27 protein-coding genes are annotated in these 19,541 nt (G+C 59.5%); 6 read left to right on the top strand and 21 right to left on the bottom strand.

Annotation, left to right across the window (positions count from 1 at the left end):
* Positions 1-14: 14 nt before the first annotated feature.
* On the top strand, positions 15-1,157 hold the full coding sequence (locus HMPREF3148_RS05680; protein ID WP_236081532.1) for a S8 family serine peptidase: 1,143 nt from the start codon (positions 15-17) through the stop codon (positions 1,155-1,157).
* Here HMPREF3148_RS05680 and HMPREF3148_RS05675 read toward each other — a convergent pair.
* The 6 genes from HMPREF3148_RS05675 to HMPREF3148_RS05650 all read right to left on the bottom strand — a co-directional run bounded on the left by HMPREF3148_RS05675 (position 1,129) and on the right by HMPREF3148_RS05650 (position 6,457).
* Entirely contained in the window at positions 1,129-1,575 is a 447-nt protein-coding gene (locus HMPREF3148_RS05675; protein WP_005527825.1) for a TIGR02611 family protein, read from the bottom strand. The two genes, HMPREF3148_RS05680 and HMPREF3148_RS05675, sit on opposite strands and share 29 nt — an antisense overlap.
* A gap of 56 nt (positions 1,576-1,631) precedes the next feature.
* Complete coding sequence (gene eccB, locus HMPREF3148_RS05670; RefSeq protein ID WP_236081533.1) at positions 1,632-2,894, bottom strand: type VII secretion protein EccB; 1,263 nt, start codon at positions 2,892-2,894, stop codon at positions 1,632-1,634.
* 146 nt (positions 2,895-3,040) lie between these two features.
* Positions 3,041-3,898 carry a tRNA pseudouridine(38-40) synthase TruA gene (truA, locus tag HMPREF3148_RS05665; protein WP_049160870.1) on the bottom strand — a complete coding sequence of 286 codons (858 nt, stop codon included), beginning with the start codon at positions 3,896-3,898 and terminating at the stop codon, positions 3,041-3,043.
* A 15-nt stretch (positions 3,899-3,913) separates the two neighbouring features.
* A complete protein-coding gene (locus HMPREF3148_RS05660) occupies positions 3,914-4,747 on the bottom strand; it encodes a trimeric intracellular cation channel family protein (protein WP_070508862.1) in 834 nt (277 codons plus the stop codon).
* Between the two features lie 102 nt (positions 4,748-4,849).
* Positions 4,850-5,371, bottom strand: coding sequence for a 50S ribosomal protein L17 (gene rplQ, locus HMPREF3148_RS05655; RefSeq protein WP_005527818.1), 522 nt, complete (start codon positions 5,369-5,371; stop codon positions 4,850-4,852).
* 75 nt (positions 5,372-5,446) lie between these two features.
* Positions 5,447-6,457: a DNA-directed RNA polymerase subunit alpha gene (locus tag HMPREF3148_RS05650; protein ID WP_005527816.1), complete on the bottom strand. Its 1,011-nt coding sequence runs from the start codon at positions 6,455-6,457 to the stop codon at positions 5,447-5,449.
* On the opposite strand from HMPREF3148_RS05650, the gene HMPREF3148_RS14130 reads away from it, so the two are divergent.
* A complete protein-coding gene (locus HMPREF3148_RS14130) occupies positions 6,450-6,584 on the top strand; it encodes a hypothetical protein (protein ID WP_256364827.1) in 135 nt (44 codons plus the stop codon). The two genes, HMPREF3148_RS05650 and HMPREF3148_RS14130, sit on opposite strands and share 8 nt — an antisense overlap.
* On the opposite strand, the gene rpsD is transcribed toward HMPREF3148_RS14130, so the two are convergent.
* The 14 genes from rpsD to rpsH form a co-directional block, all read right to left on the bottom strand.
* Positions 6,572-7,177: a 30S ribosomal protein S4 gene (gene rpsD, locus HMPREF3148_RS05645; protein WP_005527812.1), complete on the bottom strand. Its 606-nt coding sequence runs from the start codon at positions 7,175-7,177 to the stop codon at positions 6,572-6,574. The genes HMPREF3148_RS14130 and rpsD overlap by 13 nt on opposite strands.
* Positions 7,178-7,198: 21 nt before the next feature.
* Positions 7,199-7,603: a 30S ribosomal protein S11 gene (gene rpsK, locus HMPREF3148_RS05640; protein ID WP_034656521.1), complete on the bottom strand. Its 405-nt coding sequence runs from the start codon at positions 7,601-7,603 to the stop codon at positions 7,199-7,201.
* A 3-nt stretch (positions 7,604-7,606) separates the two neighbouring features.
* On the bottom strand, positions 7,607-7,975 hold the full coding sequence (gene rpsM / locus HMPREF3148_RS05635; RefSeq protein ID WP_034656519.1) for a 30S ribosomal protein S13: 369 nt from the start codon (positions 7,973-7,975) through the stop codon (positions 7,607-7,609).
* Between the two features lie 182 nt (positions 7,976-8,157).
* Positions 8,158-8,376: a translation initiation factor IF-1 gene (gene infA / locus HMPREF3148_RS05630; RefSeq protein ID WP_004566852.1), complete on the bottom strand. Its 219-nt coding sequence runs from the start codon at positions 8,374-8,376 to the stop codon at positions 8,158-8,160.
* Positions 8,377-8,630: 254 nt separating this feature from the next.
* Positions 8,631-9,434: a L,D-transpeptidase gene (locus tag HMPREF3148_RS05625; protein ID WP_046646784.1), complete on the bottom strand. Its 804-nt coding sequence runs from the start codon at positions 9,432-9,434 to the stop codon at positions 8,631-8,633.
* 124 nt (positions 9,435-9,558) lie between these two features.
* A complete protein-coding gene (gene map, locus HMPREF3148_RS05620) occupies positions 9,559-10,353 on the bottom strand; it encodes a type I methionyl aminopeptidase (protein ID WP_034656515.1) in 795 nt (264 codons plus the stop codon).
* A gap of 5 nt (positions 10,354-10,358) precedes the next feature.
* Positions 10,359-10,904: an adenylate kinase gene (locus HMPREF3148_RS05615; RefSeq protein ID WP_005527795.1), complete on the bottom strand. Its 546-nt coding sequence runs from the start codon at positions 10,902-10,904 to the stop codon at positions 10,359-10,361.
* A complete protein-coding gene (secY, locus tag HMPREF3148_RS05610) occupies positions 10,904-12,229 on the bottom strand; it encodes a preprotein translocase subunit SecY (RefSeq protein ID WP_070508861.1) in 1,326 nt (441 codons plus the stop codon). Before secY ends, HMPREF3148_RS05615 begins: the two co-directional genes overlap by 1 nt.
* Positions 12,230-12,505: 276 nt before the next feature.
* On the bottom strand, positions 12,506-12,955 hold the full coding sequence (gene rplO, locus HMPREF3148_RS05605) for a 50S ribosomal protein L15 (protein ID WP_070508859.1): 450 nt from the start codon (positions 12,953-12,955) through the stop codon (positions 12,506-12,508).
* A 3-nt stretch (positions 12,956-12,958) separates the two neighbouring features.
* Positions 12,959-13,144: a 50S ribosomal protein L30 gene (gene rpmD / locus HMPREF3148_RS05600; protein WP_005527789.1), complete on the bottom strand. Its 186-nt coding sequence runs from the start codon at positions 13,142-13,144 to the stop codon at positions 12,959-12,961.
* 3 nt (positions 13,145-13,147) lie between these two features.
* Positions 13,148-13,774: a 30S ribosomal protein S5 gene (gene rpsE / locus HMPREF3148_RS05595; RefSeq protein ID WP_005527787.1), complete on the bottom strand. Its 627-nt coding sequence runs from the start codon at positions 13,772-13,774 to the stop codon at positions 13,148-13,150.
* Positions 13,775-13,814: 40 nt separating this feature from the next.
* Complete coding sequence (gene rplR / locus HMPREF3148_RS05590) at positions 13,815-14,216, bottom strand: 50S ribosomal protein L18 (protein WP_005527786.1); 402 nt, start codon at positions 14,214-14,216, stop codon at positions 13,815-13,817.
* Between the two features lie 3 nt (positions 14,217-14,219).
* Positions 14,220-14,756 carry a 50S ribosomal protein L6 gene (gene rplF / locus HMPREF3148_RS05585; RefSeq protein ID WP_005527784.1) on the bottom strand — a complete coding sequence of 179 codons (537 nt, stop codon included), beginning with the start codon at positions 14,754-14,756 and terminating at the stop codon, positions 14,220-14,222.
* 14 nt (positions 14,757-14,770) lie between these two features.
* Positions 14,771-15,154 (bottom strand): 30S ribosomal protein S8, encoded by a 384-nt coding sequence (rpsH, locus tag HMPREF3148_RS05580; RefSeq protein ID WP_005527782.1) that lies wholly within the window; start codon positions 15,152-15,154, stop codon positions 14,771-14,773.
* A gap of 435 nt (positions 15,155-15,589) precedes the next feature.
* Here rpsH and HMPREF3148_RS05575 point away from each other — a divergent pair, with 435 nt between their 5' ends.
* From HMPREF3148_RS05575 to HMPREF3148_RS05565, 3 genes are read left to right on the top strand one after another with little or no spacing between them, the layout of a single operon-like run.
* Positions 15,590-15,835 (top strand): DUF6457 domain-containing protein, encoded by a 246-nt coding sequence (locus HMPREF3148_RS05575; protein ID WP_005527780.1) that lies wholly within the window; start codon positions 15,590-15,592, stop codon positions 15,833-15,835.
* Positions 15,835-16,686, top strand: a complete 852-nt coding sequence (fdhD, locus tag HMPREF3148_RS05570) for a formate dehydrogenase accessory sulfurtransferase FdhD (protein ID WP_070508857.1) — start codon at positions 15,835-15,837, stop codon at positions 16,684-16,686. The genes HMPREF3148_RS05575 and fdhD overlap by 1 nt, the downstream gene beginning before the upstream one ends.
* Positions 16,683-17,435 (top strand): B3/B4 domain-containing protein, encoded by a 753-nt coding sequence (locus HMPREF3148_RS05565; protein WP_201271429.1) that lies wholly within the window; start codon positions 16,683-16,685, stop codon positions 17,433-17,435. The genes fdhD and HMPREF3148_RS05565 overlap by 4 nt, the downstream gene beginning before the upstream one ends.
* Here HMPREF3148_RS05565 and HMPREF3148_RS05560 read toward each other — a convergent pair.
* Positions 17,432-18,217 (bottom strand): formate/nitrite transporter family protein, encoded by a 786-nt coding sequence (locus HMPREF3148_RS05560; protein WP_049146958.1) that lies wholly within the window; start codon positions 18,215-18,217, stop codon positions 17,432-17,434. The genes HMPREF3148_RS05565 and HMPREF3148_RS05560 overlap by 4 nt on opposite strands.
* A gap of 618 nt (positions 18,218-18,835) precedes the next feature.
* On the opposite strand from HMPREF3148_RS05560, the gene HMPREF3148_RS05555 reads away from it, so the two are divergent.
* A complete protein-coding gene (locus HMPREF3148_RS05555; RefSeq protein WP_049146971.1) occupies positions 18,836-19,462 on the top strand; it encodes a sortase family protein in 627 nt (208 codons plus the stop codon).
* Positions 19,463-19,541: the final 79 nt, after the last annotated feature.

Genomic DNA, 19,541 nt, shown 5'->3' with positions numbered 1-19,541 from the left:
TGATGCTTCTTGGGGTGTCGTTGATTCTTCCCGCGCCGGCGCAGGCCCGCGAACCTGACGTCGCATGCGCAGTGCCTATTCCTGCGGAGCGTTCACCGCGTTCCTCGCAGGAACAAGCGGCGTACCGGGCACGGCTGCATTCCTTTGCCACCGGTGAAGGAATCACCGTGGCCGTCATCGACACTGGTGTCAGCCCGCATCCGCAACTACGGGCGTTACGCGGCGGCAGCGACTTCGTCACCCCGGAAGAACCCGATTCCCTACGGGATTGCGATATCCATGGAACGGCCGTCGCCGGCGTGATTGCTGGCTATGACATCGGCATCGCACCCCGTGCGGAAATTGTGTCTATCCGGCAGACCAGCGGGCACTACCGCCATCGCTCAGAGGACAACCTCAGTTCCTCCGGGACCTTGGAGACGCTTGCCGCTGCGATCAACAGCGCTCTGGATGAGCGAGCCAAAGTCATCAACATTTCTGTAATTTCCTGCGTTCCGCGCAAGGACGCACACCGGGTGGACACGCGCGATCTCGACGCCGCGTTGCAGCGGGCCGAGGATAGCGGTGCGGTGATTGTTGCAGCTTCCGGCAATGCGTCCTCGGGCGGCTGCACCAAAGAAGACGTGGTCTATCCTGCGCATGCTGCCACCGTGCTGGCCGTGGGCGCACTGGCAAACGCCCACGACGTCGCCGAGTATTCCATCCCTATTCACGACAAGGATCGTCGTCTCAGCGCCGACGGCCACGTGCCCTTGGCGCTAGCCCCTGGCGGCGAGTGGGCACGCGCCAAGACCACCGGCGACGGCCAGCCCTCCCCATTCCACGGCACCTCCTTTGCCGCACCGGTTCTCAGCGGAACCGTCGCCTTGCTCGCGCAGCGCTATCCGCATGAAAGCCCCGCGAAGCTGCGTGCCCGCATCTATGCTGCTGCCGAACCAGGCAACGGTTTCATCGATCCGCTCAGCGCCCTGACCTTCCACCAGGATCGGGAAAGCCCCAACGCGAGCGCTGATGCAGCTGCACCAGAAAAGTCCGTAGTTGTTCGGCCAGCCGCCGCTGAACGCAGTGTTGCGCCCGCGCGGTTGATGGCGCTCGTGGCCTCATTGGGCGGGCTTGTTGTCTTAAGCGCTACGCTGCGCCGAATTCGGGACGCGTGATTCCCAACCACGCGAAGAAACCGTTGAGGAAGTCCAGGTATCCGGTTGCCCATGAGCCCCACAGAATGAGCGCGAAGACGAGCCAAATAATCACGATCAGCAAGGTGATGAGCAGCGCGCGGGTACGCATGGATTGACGGCCAAACCAGTCGAAGAAGCGATCGTATTGGTGAACACCCCACTCCAAAAGGTGACGGGCCCAGTGCACCTCAAGGGAGAGAATCCCGATTCCTACGAAGGTGGTGAGCCATCCTTGGCCGGGCAGCGGGATGGTGATGAGTCCGACGATCAGGATGGTCCATCCCAAGGTCAGCGTCAGTGGACGGACCAAGAAGCCGTACTTGGCTTCCTTTGAGCGCGAGTGCCGGTCACGAAAATTCTCTACGCGCTCATGCACCGCCTCGCGCATTGTTCCCATGCGCACTGATTCTAGCTACCTGTCCGGCCCGCCTGCATCTCTTCCGAGCACCGCTTTCAGCCGCGCAGCGCCTCATCTCGCTCCAGGGGCGATCCCTCAGGCAGAAGCCGCAAAATTTCCCAAGGAACCTGCACGTCACTGGTAGTCCCGAGAGCCTCCATGAGGGTGCCTTGGGAGACTGCATGCCGAAGTCCAGTAGCGGAAATCACATGGTAGCCATGACCACTGTCGACGCCCACCCCGCCAGCTTCTAGGCCCACGAACCGGTCTGCAGCGCTTTCGCCCGCCACGGCGACGCTGCCCGCGACTGGTGTGCTGAGAGCACCTCCGCCTTCGTCGTTGGCGCACAGCCAGCCCGCATCGGGGCCATGGAACTCGTACCTGGTAGAAGGCAGGTTGAAGCCTAATGGGGCGTCGCCAAGCGCTGCGACCTCCGTTGCTTCAGTGTTCAGGCGCTGCGCCCCCATCCCCACCAGCATCTCCGCCTGGGTGGGAGTAATCGCTGCTACTCCCTGCTCACTGCGCGCCCACAGGCCGTCACCGGTATCCAGGATCTCCGGTAGCTCCGCTGGAAAGGACAGCGGCGGCAACTCTGCGAAAGCATTGAGAAGCTCCTCCGAGATTTTCCACGCATACGTGTCATCGCGCAGCCCCAATGCGCGGCGCAGCACCCTGCCTTGTGTGCTCGTGTCCGCGGGCAATGCCACGCGCCCTGCCTCGGTGAGCAACCACTTCTTGCCACCGGACTCCACCAAGGCTGCGGCCTGCGCTGTGAATCCTTGCACATCCGCATTCGCCACGACGATGGTCTCTCCTGGGCGCCCCGCATCGTCGTCGATGGTGGTGAGGTTTTCATCGCCTACGTCTTCCTGCGGCGAATAGCAGGCTGCCCACGCCGAATGCGGCGAGGTGGGATCCGCCAGATAGTTCGGCGCATCTGCAATTCCCAGCGGCGCGCCTAGGCGGGCACCGCCCAGAAAGTCCGTGCCGATGGCATGCGGCGTCGCCGGCTCGCCCACAATCAAACGTGCGGACGTCAGATTAGCGACTGGATGGTAGGCCTCATTCACCAGAACAAAGAGCTGGCCTTGGTCCGTGCGCACGATGGGCGCATCCCCCGGATTGGGATTGGGTTGCAACCACGCCATAAGCCCCGAGCCAACCCCTAGAAAGGCCACGGCGATGATGCCGAAGACGAGCGCGCGGCGCCGCTTGGCGAGCGGATCATGAATCATCCGGATATCGCCCAGAACCAAGCCGTGTTCCACCCGTCGGCGCAGAAACTTATACCCTGAGACGTGTGCTTTTGTCGTAGGCATGGGACGAGCCATGCGAACCTCCCCCGAAATTCACGCGCAGTGCGCACCCCGCGGATGGCGTCAACGAACCCCTACCCTAAGGATTGTAAGGCGGCACCCCACCGCCTCACGCGACTGCGCTTATTTGTGTAAGTCTGCGCGCTACTTTAGCCCAACTGCACGTCATCCGCAGCGCGACGATCCCGAGTCACCGCCGCGCGCGCCGCGAGCTCCTCATCGGCCGGATAGTCCACGCGTACCAAGCTCAAGCCTTTGGCTGGCGCCAGCGGTATTTGGGAAGAACGCTGATTCTCAGCGAGCATCGCTGCGGCGAAGTCGACGTCGCGTGCGCCCTCCCCCACGCGCAAGCAACAGCCCACCAAGGAACGCACCATAGACCAGCAGAAGGCATCTGCGGACACGCGTGCTTCATAGAGCTGCGGCTCGGTGGGCGTGGAGACGTCCACCCACTCGAAGGAATGCAGGTCCCGGATGGTGGTGGCGTGCGGCTTGGCCTTACAGAACGCAGCGAAGTCGTGGAGACCCACCAAGGTGGTCGCGGCTTCCTGCATTGCGTCAATGTCCACCGGTTTTGGCCACTGCGCGGTATCCCGCGCGCGGGTCGGAAGTGCGCCGCGTGGGTGCGTGGTTATGCGGTAAACGTAGTGGCGCTGCAGTGCCGAGAAGCGGGCGTCGAATCCCTCTGGCGCCGCTGTGCAGGCATGCACACGAACGTCTTCAGGAAGGAGCTTTGCTAGACGACGCACCAATTTGGCCGGGTCCCCATCAATCGATCGCTGTTCTAGAGCCTCCGGCGGTACGTCGAAGTGCGCTACCTGCCCCGCGGAATGCACGCCTGCATCGGTACGCCCCGCAACAGTCAGCTCTACGTCGTGGCGCAGGATCATTGAAAGATTGTCCTCGAGAACCCCTTGGACTGTACGCAAATCCCCCTTCTGGCGGGCCCACCCGTGGAAGTCGGTGCCGTCGTAGGCTAGGTCTAGGCGAAGGCGAACGTTAGTCATGGATGCTGATCCTACCTAGTCGTTGGCATTCCACTCGCGATTGAGTTCCCAATCCTGGGACGCGCGCTGCCCCTTCGCGCTCTTGCTCACGCCCAGCTTGCTCAAAGCGGCATAGCCAGCCCGCTTGGGGTGCTTTAGATTCTCCTTGGCCTGGCCGGCTTTGCGCTTGGCCTTGCGGGCGCCATCCCGAACAATGCGGGCTGACAAGCGCAGGCGCGGGTCCATGGGTTGCTCGGCTCCCCGGTACTCAAACACCGGCAGCGACCATCCGAAGTAGATCGCGGCCACGCGCAGCGCCAACGCCAGGCATACCGTGACTACGCCAGCGACCTCAGCGCTGAGCCCCAGCTCCATCAATCCCGCGTAAGAAAAGGCAGCAAGAACAGAAATGGAGGCGTACAGCTCCGCGGACAAGACCAGCGGAATACGGTCGGACAACAAGTCACGCAAAATACCGCCAAAGACACCGGTCAGCACCGCAGCCACGGCAGCTATAACCAATCCATGGCCATGTTCCAGGGCCTTTTGAGCGCCAAGAACGCTGAATACCGCAAGGCCCAGGGCGTCGAGAAGCAGGAATACATGCCGGAAATAGTGCATGAGGAAGGACATGTAAACCGTGGCGACGGCGGCGGCCACCACGGCCAAGAGGAAGCGCGGTTCCGCTACCCACGTCAACGGGTAGGCGCCCAGCACCATGTCACGGATCGTGCCGCCGCCCAATGCGGTGACAGCGCCCAACATGATGACGCCGAACAAATCCATCTTTTGCCGGCCAGCGGACAGCGCAGCGGTCATCGCCTCAGAGACGATGCCGATTACGTACAGCACAGTAAACAGCGGGGTCATAGAGTATACGTTCTGGTCGGGGTTATATGGCCCAGAAAGCATAACAAAAGGCCGCAGCCCCACCTAAGGTGGTTCTGCAGCCTAGTTAAGGCGAGAGAAGTTTTACTTCTCCTCGGTCTCCTCAGCAGCGGTCTCCTCGACCTCTGCCTCGGTTGCCTCTGCCTTTGCTTCCTCAGCCTCTTCAGCCTTGGTCTCCTCGACCTTAGCCTCTTCAGCCTGCTTGGAAGCAGCTGCGCGGGTAGCGCGGTTGGCCTCGGAGGTCACGGTCTCCTCGAGAACGAGGGAGATCTGGGACATCGGGGCGTTGTCGCCGGTACGGTTCTCCAGCTTGATGGTGCGGGTGTAGCCGCCCTCACGGCCTTCGAACTTAGGGCCCAGCTCGTCGAACAGGTGCGCAACAACATCCTTGTGCGGGATGAGCTTCAGCACTGCGCGGCGGTCAGCAAGAGTGCCGGACTTAGCCTTGGTGATGATCTTCTCAGCGTAAGGACGAAGCATCTTCGCCTTCGCATCGGTGGTCTTGATTGCGCCGTGCTCGAACAGGCTAGCAGCCAGGTTGCTCAGCAGGTGAGCCTGCTGGGTAGCGGAGCCGCCGAGACGGGCACCCTTCTTAGGGGTTGGCATTATGTACTCCTCGTGTGCGGATAAAGTGAGCGCGCGGTTGGACTGGAAAGTCCAGCCGCAGTTCAGTGTGGTGCTTTACTCGGAATCGTCCGCAGACGGATCCTTGAAGTCACCGGTTTCTGCGTCGTAACCTTCGAGCTGGGTTGGGTCGAAGTCCTCAGGGGTGTCCTTGAGAGCCAGGCCCAGGTTAGCCAGCTTGATCTTTACCTCGTTTATCGACTTCTGACCGAAGTTGCGGATATCCAGCAGGTCCGACTCGGTGCACTCTGCGAGCTCACCAACGGTGTGGATTTCCTGACGCTTCAGGCAGTTGTAGGAGCGAACGGAGAAGTTCAGGTCCTCGATCGGCATGCTGTAAGCCGCGATGTACTCCGTCTCCTGTGGGGACGGACCAATCTCGATGCCTTCAGCAGCATTGTTCAGCTCGCGAGCCAGGCCGAAGAGCTCGACCAAGGTGCCGCCGGCGGAAGCCAGGGCATCGCGGGCAGAAATCGAGTTCTTGGTTTCGACGTCGATGATCAGCTTGTCAAAGTCGGTGCGCTGCTCAACACGAGTTGCCTCGACCTTGTAAGAGACCTGCAGAACCGGGGAGTAAATCTGGTCAACCGGAATGCGTCCGATTTCGCCAGAGGTCGGTGCTGCTGGAACGTAGCCGCGGCCACGCTCGACGACGAGCTCCATGTCCAGCTTGGCGGTGTCGTTCAGGGATGCGATATGCAGATCCGGGTTGTGGATCTCCACGCCAGCCGGCGGCTGGATATCGCCCGCGGTAACAACACCTGGGCCTTCCTTGCTCAGGTACATAACAACCGGCTCGTCCGAGTCGGAGGACAGAACCAAGCCCTTGACGTTGAGGATGATCTCAGAGACGTCTTCCTTCACACCGTTGATGGTGGTGAACTCGTGGAGAACACCATCGATCTTGATGGAAGTTACTGCTGCACCCGGGATGGAGGACAGCAGGGTTCGACGAAGGGAGTTACCGAGGGTGTAACCGAAGCCCGGCTCGAGCGGTTCGATGACGAACTTGGAACGAGACGAGTCGATGAATTCCTCGGTGAGCTGAGGACGCTGGGAAATGAGCATTGAAATTCTCCTTGTCGACGCCCGCTATATGACGCCGGTAGAAGGGGTAAAGACGAAGGTTTCGAAGATTCACTCTTCTCCGAATGCAGCCGGGGCAGCACTCGGTTACAGAGTTTACTTCGAGTAAAGCTCGACGATGAGCTGCTCCTGCAGCGGAACGTCGATCTGAGCGCGCTCGGGCAGCTGGTGCACGAGGATGCGCAGGGTGTCAGGAACGACCTGCAGCCATGCCGGTACGTTGGCATCGACGAGGCGGTCCTGAGCGTCTTCGAACCATTCCATCTTCTGGGAACGCTCACGAACATCGATGATGTCGTACTGCGAAACCTGGAAGGAAGGAACGTTGATCTTCTTGCCGTTCACGGTGAAGTGACCGTGGGAGACAAGCTGACGAGCCTGGCGACGGGTGTTAGCCAGACCAGCGCGGTAGACGACGTTGTCGAGGCGGGACTCGAGCAGAACGACCAGGTTGTCACCGGTCTTGCCCGGGCGGCGGTTAGCCTCGGCGTAGTAACGACGGAACTGACGCTCAAGGACACCGTAGGTGTACTTTGCCTTCTGCTTCTCCTGAAGCTGCAGCAAGTACTCGGACTCCTTGATGCGGTTGCGACCAGCCTGTCCCGGTGGGTACGGGCGGCGCTCGAATGCCATGTCGCCGCCGACCAAGTCGACGCGCAGACGGCGGGATACGCGGGTAGCGGGGCCAGTGTAACGAGCCATTTTCTTACCTCTTTCTTTCCCTTAAACCTTGCGGCGCTTGGTTGGACGGCAGCCGTTGTGCGGCTGTGGGGTTGCATCCGTAATCGAGGAAACCTCGAGGCCTGCAGCCTGCAGGGAACGGATGGCGGTCTCGCGGCCGGAGCCCGGACCCTTGACGAAAACGTCAACCTTCTTCATGCCGTGCTCCATTGCCTTGCGAGCAGCGTTCTCAGCAGCCATCTGCGCAGCGAACGGAGTGGACTTACGGGATCCCTTGAAGCCGACGTGGCCGGAGGATGCCCAGGAGATAACAGCACCGGACGGGTCAGTGATAGACACGATGGTGTTGTTGAAGGTGGACTTGATGTATGCGTGGCCTGCGGCCACATTCTTCTTTACGACGCGACGGCCAGTACGACGCGCGCCGGAGCGAGTCTTTGGAGGCATGAATTACTTCTTCTTTCCTGCGATCGTCTTCTTCGGGCCCTTGCGGGTACGAGCGTTGGTCTTGGTGCGCTGACCACGGACAGGCAGGCCACGACGGTGGCGGATGCCCTGGTAGCAACCAATCTCAATCTTGCGGCGGATGTCAGCCTGAACCTGACGGCGGAGGTCACCCTCGACCTTCCAGGTAGCTTCAATTACGTCACGCAGCGCCGACAGCTGATCGTCGTCGAGGTTGTCGGTGCGCAGGTCAGGAGAAATGCCAGTCTTTTCCAGCAGTTCCTTGGCACGGGTTGGACCGATGCCGTAGATGTAGGTGAGAGCAACCTCCATACGCTTGTTGCGTGGGAGGTCAACACCAGCTAGACGTGCCATGTGGCGTGTCCTTTCGGGTTGTTACGATGGTTTTCTCCCTATCCGTCCCGCTCCATGCAGCACTTCGCCCGGGCCGATGCCGGATCTGTGGGCTACTTACCAGCGCGGGCTCAGGCCATCGCAGCCTGAGGTGGAGTGGGCATAGCGAGCCTATGCCGGTTGGGTAAGGAGGCTTACAGTGTTTACTTGTAGCGGTAGACGATGCGTCCGCGGGTTAGGTCATAAGGGGACAGCTCCACAACCACGCGATCCTCTGGGAGAATGCGAATGTAGTGCTGACGCATCTTGCCCGAAATGTGAGCAAGAACCTTGTGTCCGTTGTCGAGCTCGACGCGGAACATTGCGTTTGGCAAAGGTTCGATAATACGACCCTCGACCTCGATTGCGCCTTCCTTAGCCATAACCTCTACTTTTCTAGGCGGCAACAAGTGCGTGCCACCTGCATGTTTGTTGTCTACTGCTTGGCGACGTCCCGGTTCCTAAGATCCGTAAACATACACCAGCGCTCAAGCATACGCTGCACAGACGCAATCTCCAAACTCATCTACCTGCAGAGTCGTAGCGACACACCAAAACATGAAAAATCCCCATTCCTTCCATCGGCTCTTGCCGCGAAGGGAATGAGGAAATGCCTTAAAGCTTTAGTTGCTCCGGCTTAGTAGATGAAAACCTTGGAACCAACCGGAACGTCGTTCCAGAAGCGGACTGCGTCCTGGTGCGGCAGGTGGATGCAACCGTTGGACTCGTATGCCGGGGAACCCTCGTGGAAAGCGTGGCCATTGTTGGTGAAGTACATGGAGTAAGGCATCGGCGCGTTGCCAAACTCGCGGGAGATCTCATCCTTTACCTTGCGGTTGATGTAGAAGGTGCCGCGTGGGGTCTCTTCACCAGCCATGCCGGAGGAGATGGCAGATGCCACGTAGGTGACGTTGCCGTTATCCTGCAGCCAGGAACGCTTGCCTTTGAGGTCAACGCAAACACGTGCATCAGCCGGGCACGGACCGCGGTCAAAAGCGTTGCGCTGGCGCTGCGCCTCGGCCTCACGGGCAGCAGCCTGGGCCGCAGCATGCTCGCGAGCAACCTGCTCAGCGTGGGCACGCTCCTGAGCCTCGCGAGCAGCGCGAGCTTCTGCGTTCTTCTGGTCAATGAGTCCAGGGAAGATTGCGTTCACAGCTGCATCAACAGCCGGCTGAATAGCGTCTGCCGCAGCAGGGTTTAAGACCTTGACCTGATCCAGAATCTGGTTACGGGTGTTCCAAGCCTGCTCGCGGGACTGACCGACGAAGTTATCGATCTGTGCCTGCACATCGGAGCTCATGGACTCAATGGAAGGAACGGTCTGAGCGGAAGCTGCTGGGGCGCCTGCCAGGACGGAGACGGTCATGACACCGGCGGTCATAGGGGCAATTAGGGCACGACGTGCCTTAGCAGACACGTTGCGGAGGCGAAGTTTAGACATGGCAACGAGTATAAACCCTGAAGTGGAATCCGCATACTCGACGCGGCCACTGTCCTCCCCCAGCAATTTCCACCTACCAGCTGTGGAGTCTCGCAGCGGGACAGGTTAATAGGAAGGATTAAGGCTAATAGCGAGGAGTAAGGATTCGTGGGCCGTCGGCGGTCGCGGCGACGGTGTGTTCCCAGTGAGCGGCGAGACTGCCGTCAAGGGTGACCACAGTCCAATCGTCGTCAAGCACGGCGTTATCCTCCGTACCCAGGGTGAGCATTGGTTCAATCGCTAGTACCGAACCTTCCTGAATCAAAGGCCCACGACCGGCCTTGCCTTCATTAGCGAGGTAGGGTTCTTCGTGCATGGTGCGGCCAATACCGTGGCCGCCATATCCATCTACGATGAACAGATCCACACCGAACTTATCCTCGGCGCGGTAGGTGGCTTGCTCCAAGGCGTGCGAGACATCAGTTAGACGATTCCCGGGGAGCATAGCCTTGAGTCCTTCCATCAGGACCCATTCGGTGGCGTCGTTAAGCGCAACTGCTTCGGGAGAAAGCTTGCCGACGCCAAAAGTCCAGGCGCTGTCCCCTACCCAACCGTCGAGCGTGGCACCGCAGTCGATGGAGACCAAGTCACCTTCAGCAAGAACGATGTCCTTGCCGGGGATCCCGTGAACAATGACGTCGTTGACAGACGCACAAATCGAACCAGGAAAACCCTCGTACCCTTTGAACGTAGGGGTTGCGCCGGCATCGCGGATGGTCTGCTCGGCCACCTCATCAAGTTCGAGGGTAGATACGCCAGACGCCGCAGCATCGCGTACGGCCTGCAATGCTTTGCCGACGATTTCACCGGCGGCCTGCATTGCGTCGAGTTCACCCGGGGTACGAGCGGGGATTGCTTTGCTGCGGCGTCTAAAACCCATGAGTCTTACTTACCCATAGCCTTCAGGGTGCGCTCGTTGATCTCCTCAACGGTGCCCTCAGCCTTAACGTTGATGATGTCATCGCCGTAGTGCTGGATGAGCGGGAAGGTCTCGTCGCGGTAGACACCGAGGCGGGTACGGATGGTCTCCTCGTTGTCATCAGCGCGACCGCGAGCAAGCATGCGCTCAACGACGACGTCCTCAGAGACCTCGAAATTGATAACGCCGTCGAGCTTCTGGCCCTTCTTCTCCAGCAGATCAGCCAAGATATCAGCCTGCTCCACGGTGCGTGGGAAGCCATCCAGGAGGAAGCCATTGGCAGCGTCGTCCTGGTTCAGACGATCCTCAACCATGCGTGCGGTGACGTCAGTTGGCACCAGCTTGCCGGCATCGATGTAGGACTTTGCTTCAACACCAAGTGGGGTGCCCTGGCCGATGTTGGCGCGGAACAGGTCGCCGGTAGAGATGTGCGGGACGCCGAGCTTTTCGCTCAGGATAGCTGCTTGGGTGCCTTTGCCAGCACCGGGAGGGCCGAGGAGTACGTAACGCATTACTTGAGAAGTCCTTCGTAGTTGGATTGCAGGAGCTGGGACTCAATCTGCTTGACCGTGGTCAAGGCGACAGAGACCATAATCAAGATCGCGGTACCACCGAATGCGGAGACGCCATTCGCAGTGGACTGGCCAACTCCGAGGTCCAGAAGGATATTCGGCAAGATAGCGATCAATGCAAGGTATAGGGAGCCAACGAACAGCAGACGGTTCATAACGAAACCGAGGTACTGCGCGGTGGGACGGCCCGGGCGGATGCCCGGGATAAATCCACCATACTTCTTCATGTTGTCGGCCTGCTCAGCAGGGTCGTACTGAACCGATACGTAGAAGTAGGAGAAGAAGATGGTCAGCACGAAGTAAAGCACGATGTACTGCCACGAGCTTGGAGATTGCAGATGTGCAATCACGTTGCGCTGCCACCAGTTATCCGGAACTACTGCAGAGCCAGAGTTAACGATCTGGGTGATGAGAACCGGCATGTAAATAAGCGAGGACGCAAAGATGACCGGGATAACGCCGGCCTGGTTGACCTTCAGCGGCAGGTAGGTGGAAGAGCCACCGTACTGGCGGCGGCCAACCATGCGCTTTGCGTACTGGACTGGAATGCGGCGCTGACCCTGCTCGATGAAGGTGATGCCAACGACAAGGATGATCAGGCCAGCGACAACCATGGCGAAGACGAGGCCGCCGTTGTTCTTCATGATGCTGATGCCATCGGTTGGCAGGCGAGTTGCAATACCCGCGAAGATCATCAGGGACATACCGTTACCGATGCCCTTCTCAGTGATGAGCTCGCCCATCCACATAACGAGGATTGCACCTGCGGTCATCGTGATAACCAGGACAATCAAGGTGAAGAAGTTACGGTCTTCAGCAAGCACAGGGACGCCTTGGCCAAGCAGCTGCTCACGGTCTGCGAGGGCCACGATGCCGGAGGACTGCAGCAGCGCCAGTGCGAGGGTCAGGTAACGCGTGTACTGCGTCATCTTGGCTTGACCAGACTGACCTTCCTTCTTTAGCTGCTCGAAGTGTGGAATGACTACGGTGAGCAGCTGGACGATGATCGACGCCGTAATGTACGGCATGATGCCGATGGCGAAGATGGAAAGCTGCAACAGCGCACCACCTGAGAACAGGTTGATGACGGAGTACAGGTTGCCGGACTCCTCAGTCAGGGTGCGCAGGCGGCCAGCGATGGACGCGTAATCAACACCTGGGGATGGAATCTGGGCACCGATGCGGTAAGCAATGATCATCACGATGGTGAAGATGATCTTCTTACGCAGGTCGGCGTCCTTAAAAGCCTGCAAAATGGCGGACACTACAAAATCCTCCTGGCCTTCCTACGCAGCCAACGCCTAAGGCAATAGGTGGCAGCGTGGAGGTGGAACTCATCTGTCCTGTTCAGACCACCCTGGCACGCTAAACACTGCGAGCTATGGGAAGCCCTAAAGGACGGTTGAACACTTATGACCCTGCAAGCCTACCAGCCTGACCTAACTTAGCCACAATGCAGGTAGGAATTGAGTAATAAAACTATAAAGGTGCCCGTCTCCCCTTGGGGAAACGGGCACCTATCTAGTCAAGAATCGCGTTGATTACTTGGTAGCGGTGGCGGAGCCACCAGCAGCCTCGATCTTCTCAACAGCGGACTTGGAGAACTTGTCAGCGGTGACATTCAGCTTGACGTTGATGTCGCCGTTGCCCAGAACCTTGACCGGCTGGTTCTTGCGAACCAGACCAGCAGCAACGATGTCCGCAACGGTGACGTCGCCACCGTTTGCGAAAGCCTCTGCGAGGTCAGCAACGTTGACTACCTGGTACTCAACGTGGTTCGGGTTCTTGAAGCCCTTCAGCTTCGGCAGACGCATGTGGATCGGCATCTGGCCACCCTCGAAAGCAGCGGAAACCTGCTTACGAGCCTTGGTGCCCTTGGTACCGCGACCAGCGGTCTTACCCTTGGATGCCTCACCGCGGCCGACGCGGGTCTTAGGCTTGTTTGCTCCTGCGGATGGGCGCAGGTCGTGCAGCTTGATAATATCAGCCATGGTTTACTCCCCTGCCACTTCTTCGACGGTGACCAGGTGGCGTACTTTATGAACCATGCCGCGGATGATCGGGGTGTCCTGCTTTACAACAGACTGGCCGATCTTCTTGAGGCCGAGAGCCTCAATGTTCTTGCGATGATTCGGCTTGGTACCCACCAGGCCCTTTACCTGAGTAATCTTCAGAGCCATTGTTTATGCCTCCTGACCTGCGCGCTTACGCAGCATCTGGGCCGGAGCAACCTCTTCGAGGGACTTGCCACGACGTGCGGCAACCTCTTCAGGGCGAACCAGCTGCTTGAGGCCGTCCACGGTAGCGCGGACGACGTTGAGGGCGTTGTCGGAGCCGAGGGACTTCGACAGGATGTCCTGCACACCAGCGCACTCGAGCACCGGACGTGCAGCACCACCGGCAATAACACCGGTACCAGGTGCGGCAGGCTTCATCATGACGATGCCAGCTGCGTCGCGACCCTCGACCGGGTGGGTGATGGTGCCGGCGATCATCGGGACGCGGAAGAAGTTCTTGCGAGCCTCTTCTGCACCCTTCTGAATTGCGGCAGGGACTTCCTTAGCCTTGCCGTAGCCAACGCCAACCATGCCCTGCCCATCGCCAACGACGACGAGAGCGGTGAAGGACATGTTGCGGCCACCCTTAACGGTCTTGGAGACGCGGTTGATGGTGACTACGCGCTCGATGTACTTATCGCGCTCGTTGTCCTGCTGATTACGACGATCGTTGCGACGACCGCCATTGTTGCGGTCGTTGTTACGACCGTTCTCGGCGGAGCGTCCGCCGTCACGCTTTTCACGGTCCGACATTAGGCGTTCCTTCCGTTGATGTTTCCGTTTGCCATGATCATTAGAACTTCAGACCACCTTCACGAGCTGCCTCTGCGAGAGCGGCAACGCGACCGTGGTACTTGTAGCCAGCACGGTCGAAGACAACTGTCTCGATGCCAGCAGCCTTGGCGCGCTCAGCGACCAGGGCGCCAACCTTGGCGGCCTTTGCCTTCTTGTCGCCCTCGAGTGCACGAACGTCAGCTTCCATGGAGGAAGCTGCGACCAGGGTGTGGCCAGCCAGGTCGTCGATGACCTGGACGTGCATGTGGCGGGAGGAGCGGTGAACGACCAGACGCGGTGCCTCAGGGGTGCCGCGCAGGGTCTTACGGATGCGGAAGTGACGGCGTGCGCGTGCTTCGCGACGGCGGGAGGAGATGTCCTTGCCGATTGGGGTGCGCTTTGCGTTTTCAGTGTTAGCCATTGCTTACTTACCCGTCTTTCCGACCTTGCGGCGGACCTGCTCGCCTTCGTAACGAATGCCCTTGCCCTTGTAAGGATCGTCCTTACGCAGGCGGCGAATGTTAGCGGCGACCTGTCCGACCTTTTGCTTGTCAATACCAGATACGGAGAGCTTGGTTGCGCCATCCACAGCGAAGGTGATGCCCTCCGGAGCCTCGATGAGGATCGGGTGGGAGTAACCCAGAGCGAACTCGAGGTCCTTGCCCTTCTGCTGGACACGGTAACCGACACCGAAGATTTCCATCTTGATGGTGTAGCCCTCGGTCACGCCAACAACAGCGTTGTTGACGAGGGAGCGGGACAGGCCGTGCAGAGCGCGGTGCTTGCGGTCATCATCTGGACGGGAAACCGTGATTACGGAATCCTCGACTGCGATGGTGATTGGCTCTGGCAGAACGACGGTCTGGGTGCCCTTGGAACCCTTAACCTCGACCTCCTGGCCGTTTACCTTGATTTCAACGCCGGATGGTACGGCGATTGGTGCTAGACCGATACGAGACATGTGTCAATCCTCCCTTACCAGACGTAGGCGAGAACTTCTCCGCCTACGCCCTTCTCCTGAGCCTGACGGTCGGTCAGCAGACCCTGAGACGTGGAGATGATAGCCACGCCCAGGCCGCCAAGGACCTTCGGCAGATTGGTGGACTTTGCGTACACACGCAGACCCGGCTTAGACACGCGACGCAGACCAGCGATGGAGCGCTCACGGTTGTTGTACTTGAGGGTGAGCTTGAGCTCACGGTCCTCAACGGTGTAGTCAGCGATGTAGCCTTCCTGCTTCAAGATGTCGGCGATGCTTGCCTTGATCTTGGAGGTCGGCATCGACACGGTGTCGTGGTGCGCATGGCTTGCATTGCGCACGCGCGACAGCATGTCGGCGATAGGATCAGTCATGGTCATGTGAGTGACCGGTACCTTTCTCGTTGCGGTTCCCACTACATTTCTTCCGAAACGCGCGAGCTTTAAGCTCACGCCCACCTAAGCGTTTTCCGTGTGATTTCGGGCTACTCACGCTCCCCACGGTCAATACCGTAAGGCGCTCGCCACCCTTTGATACATACAACGGGCCACCATGAACGGCGGGGGGCCTACAACAAAGTTGATGTTGTTAAATTCTTGTTCGGCTTGACGCTTTCTGCAGCTCACAGGGCCTAAATCCCAAGAAGATTTTGGCGCACTGCCGCCTCGGCGCAAGTCCGACCTGCAACTTTACTCGCTTACCTGCCCTTTTCCAAATCTCTCTCCCGGCGCAAGTTCCATGGCTTTCTTCCCGAAAGCGTCCACTTGTTGCCTCCGCCATGTTGCGTGTACAGCGGGCAGACTACAGTTGCCGTCATGACCGAAGAAAAAGACCCAATCCAATCCGCCCACCAGTGGCTGGAGGAGGCCGCGGAGCTTCTCGGCGTCGACAAGCACGATGCCACCGCCCTTGTCCGTGAGCTCCTCGATCTCACTAAGGATGTTGCTCACAATCGCGCCCGTCCGGCAGCACCTCTGACCGCATACTTGGTGGGTTTGGCCTCCCAGGACACGGAGGAGGCTCGCGCCAACATCGCCAAGCTCAAGGCGGCAATCCAGTAATGGCAAGTCGCGTCACATCCAACTTTGCGGTAACCAAGGTGCGTCTCGGCGGCGAGAGCGGCATCGAGGTCACGCAGGTCGACACCCGCGCTGACACCGTGGCTGGAGAGGAACCGTTAGAGATCCGCGTCGGCGGGCAGACGCTAACCACCACCATGCGCACGCCGGGCCACGACATCGAGCTCGCGCACGGCTTTCTTCATTCGGAGGGGCACATCGCAACGCTTTCCGACGTCGCCGAGGCCCGCTACTGCGCCGGCTCCACCGTTGACGGGATGAACACCTACAACCTGCTCGACGTGGACCTTGCGAACGACAACGTCATTAGCTTGTCCGACCTGCGTCTGACACTTAGCAACTCCGCGTGCGGCGTATGCGGCACTAGCTCCATCGAGGATTTAAACAAGAAATCGCGCTACGCGCTCCCCACCATCACGATTGACCCGGCCGTCGTTGCGCAGCTGCCCGAGAAGCTGCGCGCCGAGCAAAAGCTCTTCCGCAAGACCGGTGGCATCCACGCCGCCGGCGCATTCACCTTAGACGGCAAGCCCATCGTTGTGCGGGAGGACGTCGGCAGGCACAACGCCGCAGACAAGGTCATTGGGCACCTGCTCCTTGAAGATCGCCTGCCCGCAGACGACCTTATTTTGGTTATGAGCTCCCGCGCCAGCTTCGAGCTTGTACAAAAGGCAGCGATGGCGGGGTTCGGAATGCTCGTTGCTGTTAGCGCGGCATCCTCCCTCGCCGTGGAGACTGCCCGGGAGACCGGCATGGCTTTGGTGGGGTTTGCCCGCGGCGATCGTTTCAACATCTACGCAGGTGAACTTAAGTCAGGAGAACTCAAGCGTTGAACAACAGCTCTTCCAACAAGATCCGCAGTACTAGCGAACTCATCGAGTTCCTTGCTGACGCCAGCATCAGCCCCGAGGTCGCGGCCTTACGCCCCGACTACCGCGCGCTGCTCATCGCTGTCGATGGCATCACGCCTGCGCCTTCCGACGCCCACTCGGAGCAGCTCTTGCGCAACGCCGAGGAGGTCGCCCGCACACGCTTGGGCAAGTGCGCCGTCACGGATTTCCCGCACATCGCCGCATGGCGCGAGGCTTATCAAGGATTCGGCGCGAAGCCATCGCGCACCTGCAACAGCGCGGAGGCGCTCATGCGCCGCGCGGAAAAGGGGCTGCCTCGCATCAACCGCCTCACGGACATCTATAACTCGCTGTCCGTGACTTATGAGATCCCCTTCGGCGGCGAAGACCTGAACGCCTATGTATCATCTCCACAGCTGGTGCGAGCTACCGGTGCTGAGAACTTCGCCACTATGGACAAAGGCGAGCCTGTAACCGAGCATCCCGAGCCGGGCGAGGTGGTCTGGCTCGATGCGAACGGCGTCACCTGCCGCCGTTGGAATTGGCGCCAGTGCACCCGCACGGCGCTGCACGACGACACCACCGCGGCGCTGTTCATCCTCGATGCACTGGAGCCTGTCGACGACGCCGAGCTGCGCGTTGTGGGTGAAAACCTAATTGACGAGCTCCGGGAGTATTCCTCGGAACTCGTCGTTGCCATGCGCATCCTGCGCGCAGAAGATGATGATTAGTCGCGGTAAGCCTCAGGGCCCTTGTTGAGCCAGGCGTAAACGCCACCGATGAGGAAGCCGCCGCCGATGACGTTGCCGATCCACACCAGGGACCAGTTGGTGAGAACAGCACCCAAGGTGAAGCCGTCAGGCAGTGGGGTGGAGCAGAAGAAAGTCAGCATCATCAGGCAGAAGTTTGCGATAACGTGCTCAAGGCTCAGGCCCACGAAGCACGCGATGATCGGAACGATGACGAAGAACTTCGAAACGATGTCCTTGGCAAAGACAGCACCGACGATGGCCATGTTGACCACGAAGTTGGCGAGCATACCCTCAACCAACAGGCCTGCAGGGTCCTTCTCCAGCTTGCCCATGGTCAAGGTGGAAATGAGGTGGGTCGGGTCTATATGGCCCAGCTTCGCAGACATGCCCATTGCCGCTGCGAAAAGAGCCGCACCGACGAGGTTGAAGAACGTGGTCACGATGAGCAACCACAGGCCCTTGCCCCAACCAACCTGCTTGTTGATGGCGCCATAGACCACGTACATCATGCTGCCGGTAGCCAGTTCGGCGCCCAGGATAACGATGGCAAAAAGGCCAAGGCCGAAGAACAGAGCGAAGACAGGAGCTCCGAGGCCCTCTGCATGCTTTTCCACGGCCTGTCCCAGAACCGCAGCGAAAGCAGTACCGATTGCGAGGTAGACGCCGGCGAGAATTGCGCGGACGGCGAAGCGGCCAAATGACTCGTCGAGGAGAGTCACTTTTTTCTTGATTGCTGCTGCAGCAGATTCGTTGAGAGACACGAAACTTCCTTTACCTAGAGATATAACGGCGATAACACTACAGCGAACAGCCCATCCACACCAACAACTTTGCAGCCACCACACCTGGGTATATTCTGCGGCTATTACTGCTCAACGCCTGCCAAGGATTAGAGTTGGTTAGAATATTTACTTACTTTTAGAACCCACCTCCCTCACCTCCTGGAGCCGCCGCCTATGCCCCCGCGTAATCCTCACGATCTGCCAGTTCACAGCGCAGATCACACGCGCCCCCGGGCAGACAGTGCCAGCAGCAGTACCAGAGCCAGCACACAGCGCCGCCCCATCAATAGCAGACCCATCGATACCCGCCGCGCTGGCAACGGCAACCCCGACGGCGAGCCCACCTACGTGCGGCGCACTCCCCCAACGACGCCGAAGACATCAACATCAACAGCGCCGAAGACACTACCCAACCGCCAAAAGCACAACCCCCGACCAAAGCCGCGAAGCAAGGGTGGCCGCCACCGCGCACAAAAAACGAACACGCCGGCGCCCCATACTCGCGTACTGCACTTGTGGTCCAGCTCGGGCAAGTTCCGTATTACGGTTGGTGTCCTTGCGAGTGCGGCGCTTGCAAGTGGGGCCCTTGCCGCCACGATGCATCGCGTGGTCGATCCTCCTGAAGGACTAGAGAGCAACCAAGTCCCTGTGGCAGCTGCTCCAGTCATTGAGCCCTCCGCCGCTGTTGAGATGTTCATCCCTGCAATCGAGGTCCATGCCGAATTCGAAGATGGCTCCTGCCGCGTCAAAAACGGCGCGATCGACCCGGAAACGATGGCGAAGGCCTGTACTTATACCGCTGCGGACCGTCCATATTCGCTGCCTGGCACTAATGCACCAGACATCACCGTCATCGCCGGTCACACCGGCGCCGGCGTTCCCGCTGTCTTTAACAACCTCTACGACGGCGGCGCAAACAAGCACAAGGTCGCCCTCGGCGACAAGCTTTACCTGCGCACTGCAAACTCCGGCGACAACTGGCTGGTCTATAGCGCCACCGACATGCACGACCCAGTAAAAGAAGGCCTCGCCGAAGACCCTGCAATCTGGGGCGAAGGCCCCATGCCAGGGCGCCTTCTCACCATCAGCTGCATTCAGCCACCCAACCTCCTTGAAGCCTCCGTGCGTAATGCAGTGGTGGGCTGGCAATTTGAAGGTATAACTGCTGCAGACGCTACCGGGGTAGAAGCACCGTTAGATGTCTCCAACGGTCAATCTTCTTGAGGTATTGCGCTTGGCGATCTTTAATGCCGGATTCGCGGGCGATGAAACCTGACTTGGCTCATTTTGGTGTGTTGTAGTT

The sequence above is a fragment of the Corynebacterium sp. HMSC05D08 genome (assembly GCF_001807215.1).
GTDB classification, from domain to species: domain Bacteria; phylum Actinomycetota; class Actinomycetes; order Mycobacteriales; family Mycobacteriaceae; genus Corynebacterium; species Corynebacterium striatum.
This window is presented reverse-complemented; position numbering and strand designations above follow the sequence as displayed.

Coding starts and splice junctions, on each gene's coding strand:
- HMPREF3148_RS05675 (WP_005527825.1), bottom strand. CDS start 1,575: ATGGGAACAATGCGCGAGGCGGTGCATGAGCGCGTAGAGAATTTTCGT.
- eccB (WP_236081533.1), bottom strand. CDS start 2,894: ATGCCTACGACAAAAGCACACGTCTCAGGGTATAAGTTTCTGCGCCGA.
- truA (WP_049160870.1), bottom strand. CDS start 3,898: ATGACTAACGTTCGCCTTCGCCTAGACCTAGCCTACGACGGCACCGAC.
- HMPREF3148_RS05660 (WP_070508862.1), bottom strand. CDS start 4,747: ATGACCCCGCTGTTTACTGTGCTGTACGTAATCGGCATCGTCTCTGAG.
- rplQ (WP_005527818.1), bottom strand. CDS start 5,371: ATGCCAACCCCTAAGAAGGGTGCCCGTCTCGGCGGCTCCGCTACCCAG.
- HMPREF3148_RS14130 (WP_256364827.1), top strand. CDS start 6,450: ATGAGCATTGAAATTCTCCTTGTCGACGCCCGCTATATGACGCCGGTA.
- HMPREF3148_RS05650 (WP_005527816.1), bottom strand. CDS start 6,457: ATGCTCATTTCCCAGCGTCCTCAGCTCACCGAGGAATTCATCGACTCG.
- rpsD (WP_005527812.1), bottom strand. CDS start 7,177: ATGGCTCGTTACACTGGCCCCGCTACCCGCGTATCCCGCCGTCTGCGC.
- rpsK (WP_034656521.1), bottom strand. CDS start 7,603: ATGCCTCCAAAGACTCGCTCCGGCGCGCGTCGTACTGGCCGTCGCGTC.
- rpsM (WP_034656519.1), bottom strand. CDS start 7,975: ATGGCACGTCTAGCTGGTGTTGACCTCCCACGCAACAAGCGTATGGAG.
- infA (WP_004566852.1), bottom strand. CDS start 8,376: ATGGCTAAGGAAGGCGCAATCGAGGTCGAGGGTCGTATTATCGAACCT.
- HMPREF3148_RS05625 (WP_046646784.1), bottom strand. CDS start 9,434: ATGTCTAAACTTCGCCTCCGCAACGTGTCTGCTAAGGCACGTCGTGCC.
- map (WP_034656515.1), bottom strand. CDS start 10,353: ATGGGTTTTAGACGCCGCAGCAAAGCAATCCCCGCTCGTACCCCGGGT.
- HMPREF3148_RS05615 (WP_005527795.1), bottom strand. CDS start 10,904: ATGCGTTACGTACTCCTCGGCCCTCCCGGTGCTGGCAAAGGCACCCAA.
- rplO (WP_070508859.1), bottom strand. CDS start 12,955: ATGGCTGATATTATCAAGCTGCACGACCTGCGCCCATCCGCAGGAGCA.
- rpmD (WP_005527789.1), bottom strand. CDS start 13,144: ATGGCTCTGAAGATTACTCAGGTAAAGGGCCTGGTGGGTACCAAGCCG.
- rpsE (WP_005527787.1), bottom strand. CDS start 13,774: ATGTCGGACCGTGAAAAGCGTGACGGCGGACGCTCCGCCGAGAACGGT.
- rplR (WP_005527786.1), bottom strand. CDS start 14,216: ATGGCTAACACTGAAAACGCAAAGCGCACCCCAATCGGCAAGGACATC.
- rplF (WP_005527784.1), bottom strand. CDS start 14,756: ATGTCTCGTATCGGTCTAGCACCAATCGCCGTACCATCCGGCGTTGAA.
- rpsH (WP_005527782.1), bottom strand. CDS start 15,154: ATGACCATGACTGATCCTATCGCCGACATGCTGTCGCGCGTGCGCAAT.
- HMPREF3148_RS05575 (WP_005527780.1), top strand. CDS start 15,590: ATGACCGAAGAAAAAGACCCAATCCAATCCGCCCACCAGTGGCTGGAG.
- fdhD (WP_070508857.1), top strand. CDS start 15,835: ATGGCAAGTCGCGTCACATCCAACTTTGCGGTAACCAAGGTGCGTCTC.
- HMPREF3148_RS05555 (WP_049146971.1), top strand. CDS start 18,836: ATGCATCGCGTGGTCGATCCTCCTGAAGGACTAGAGAGCAACCAAGTC.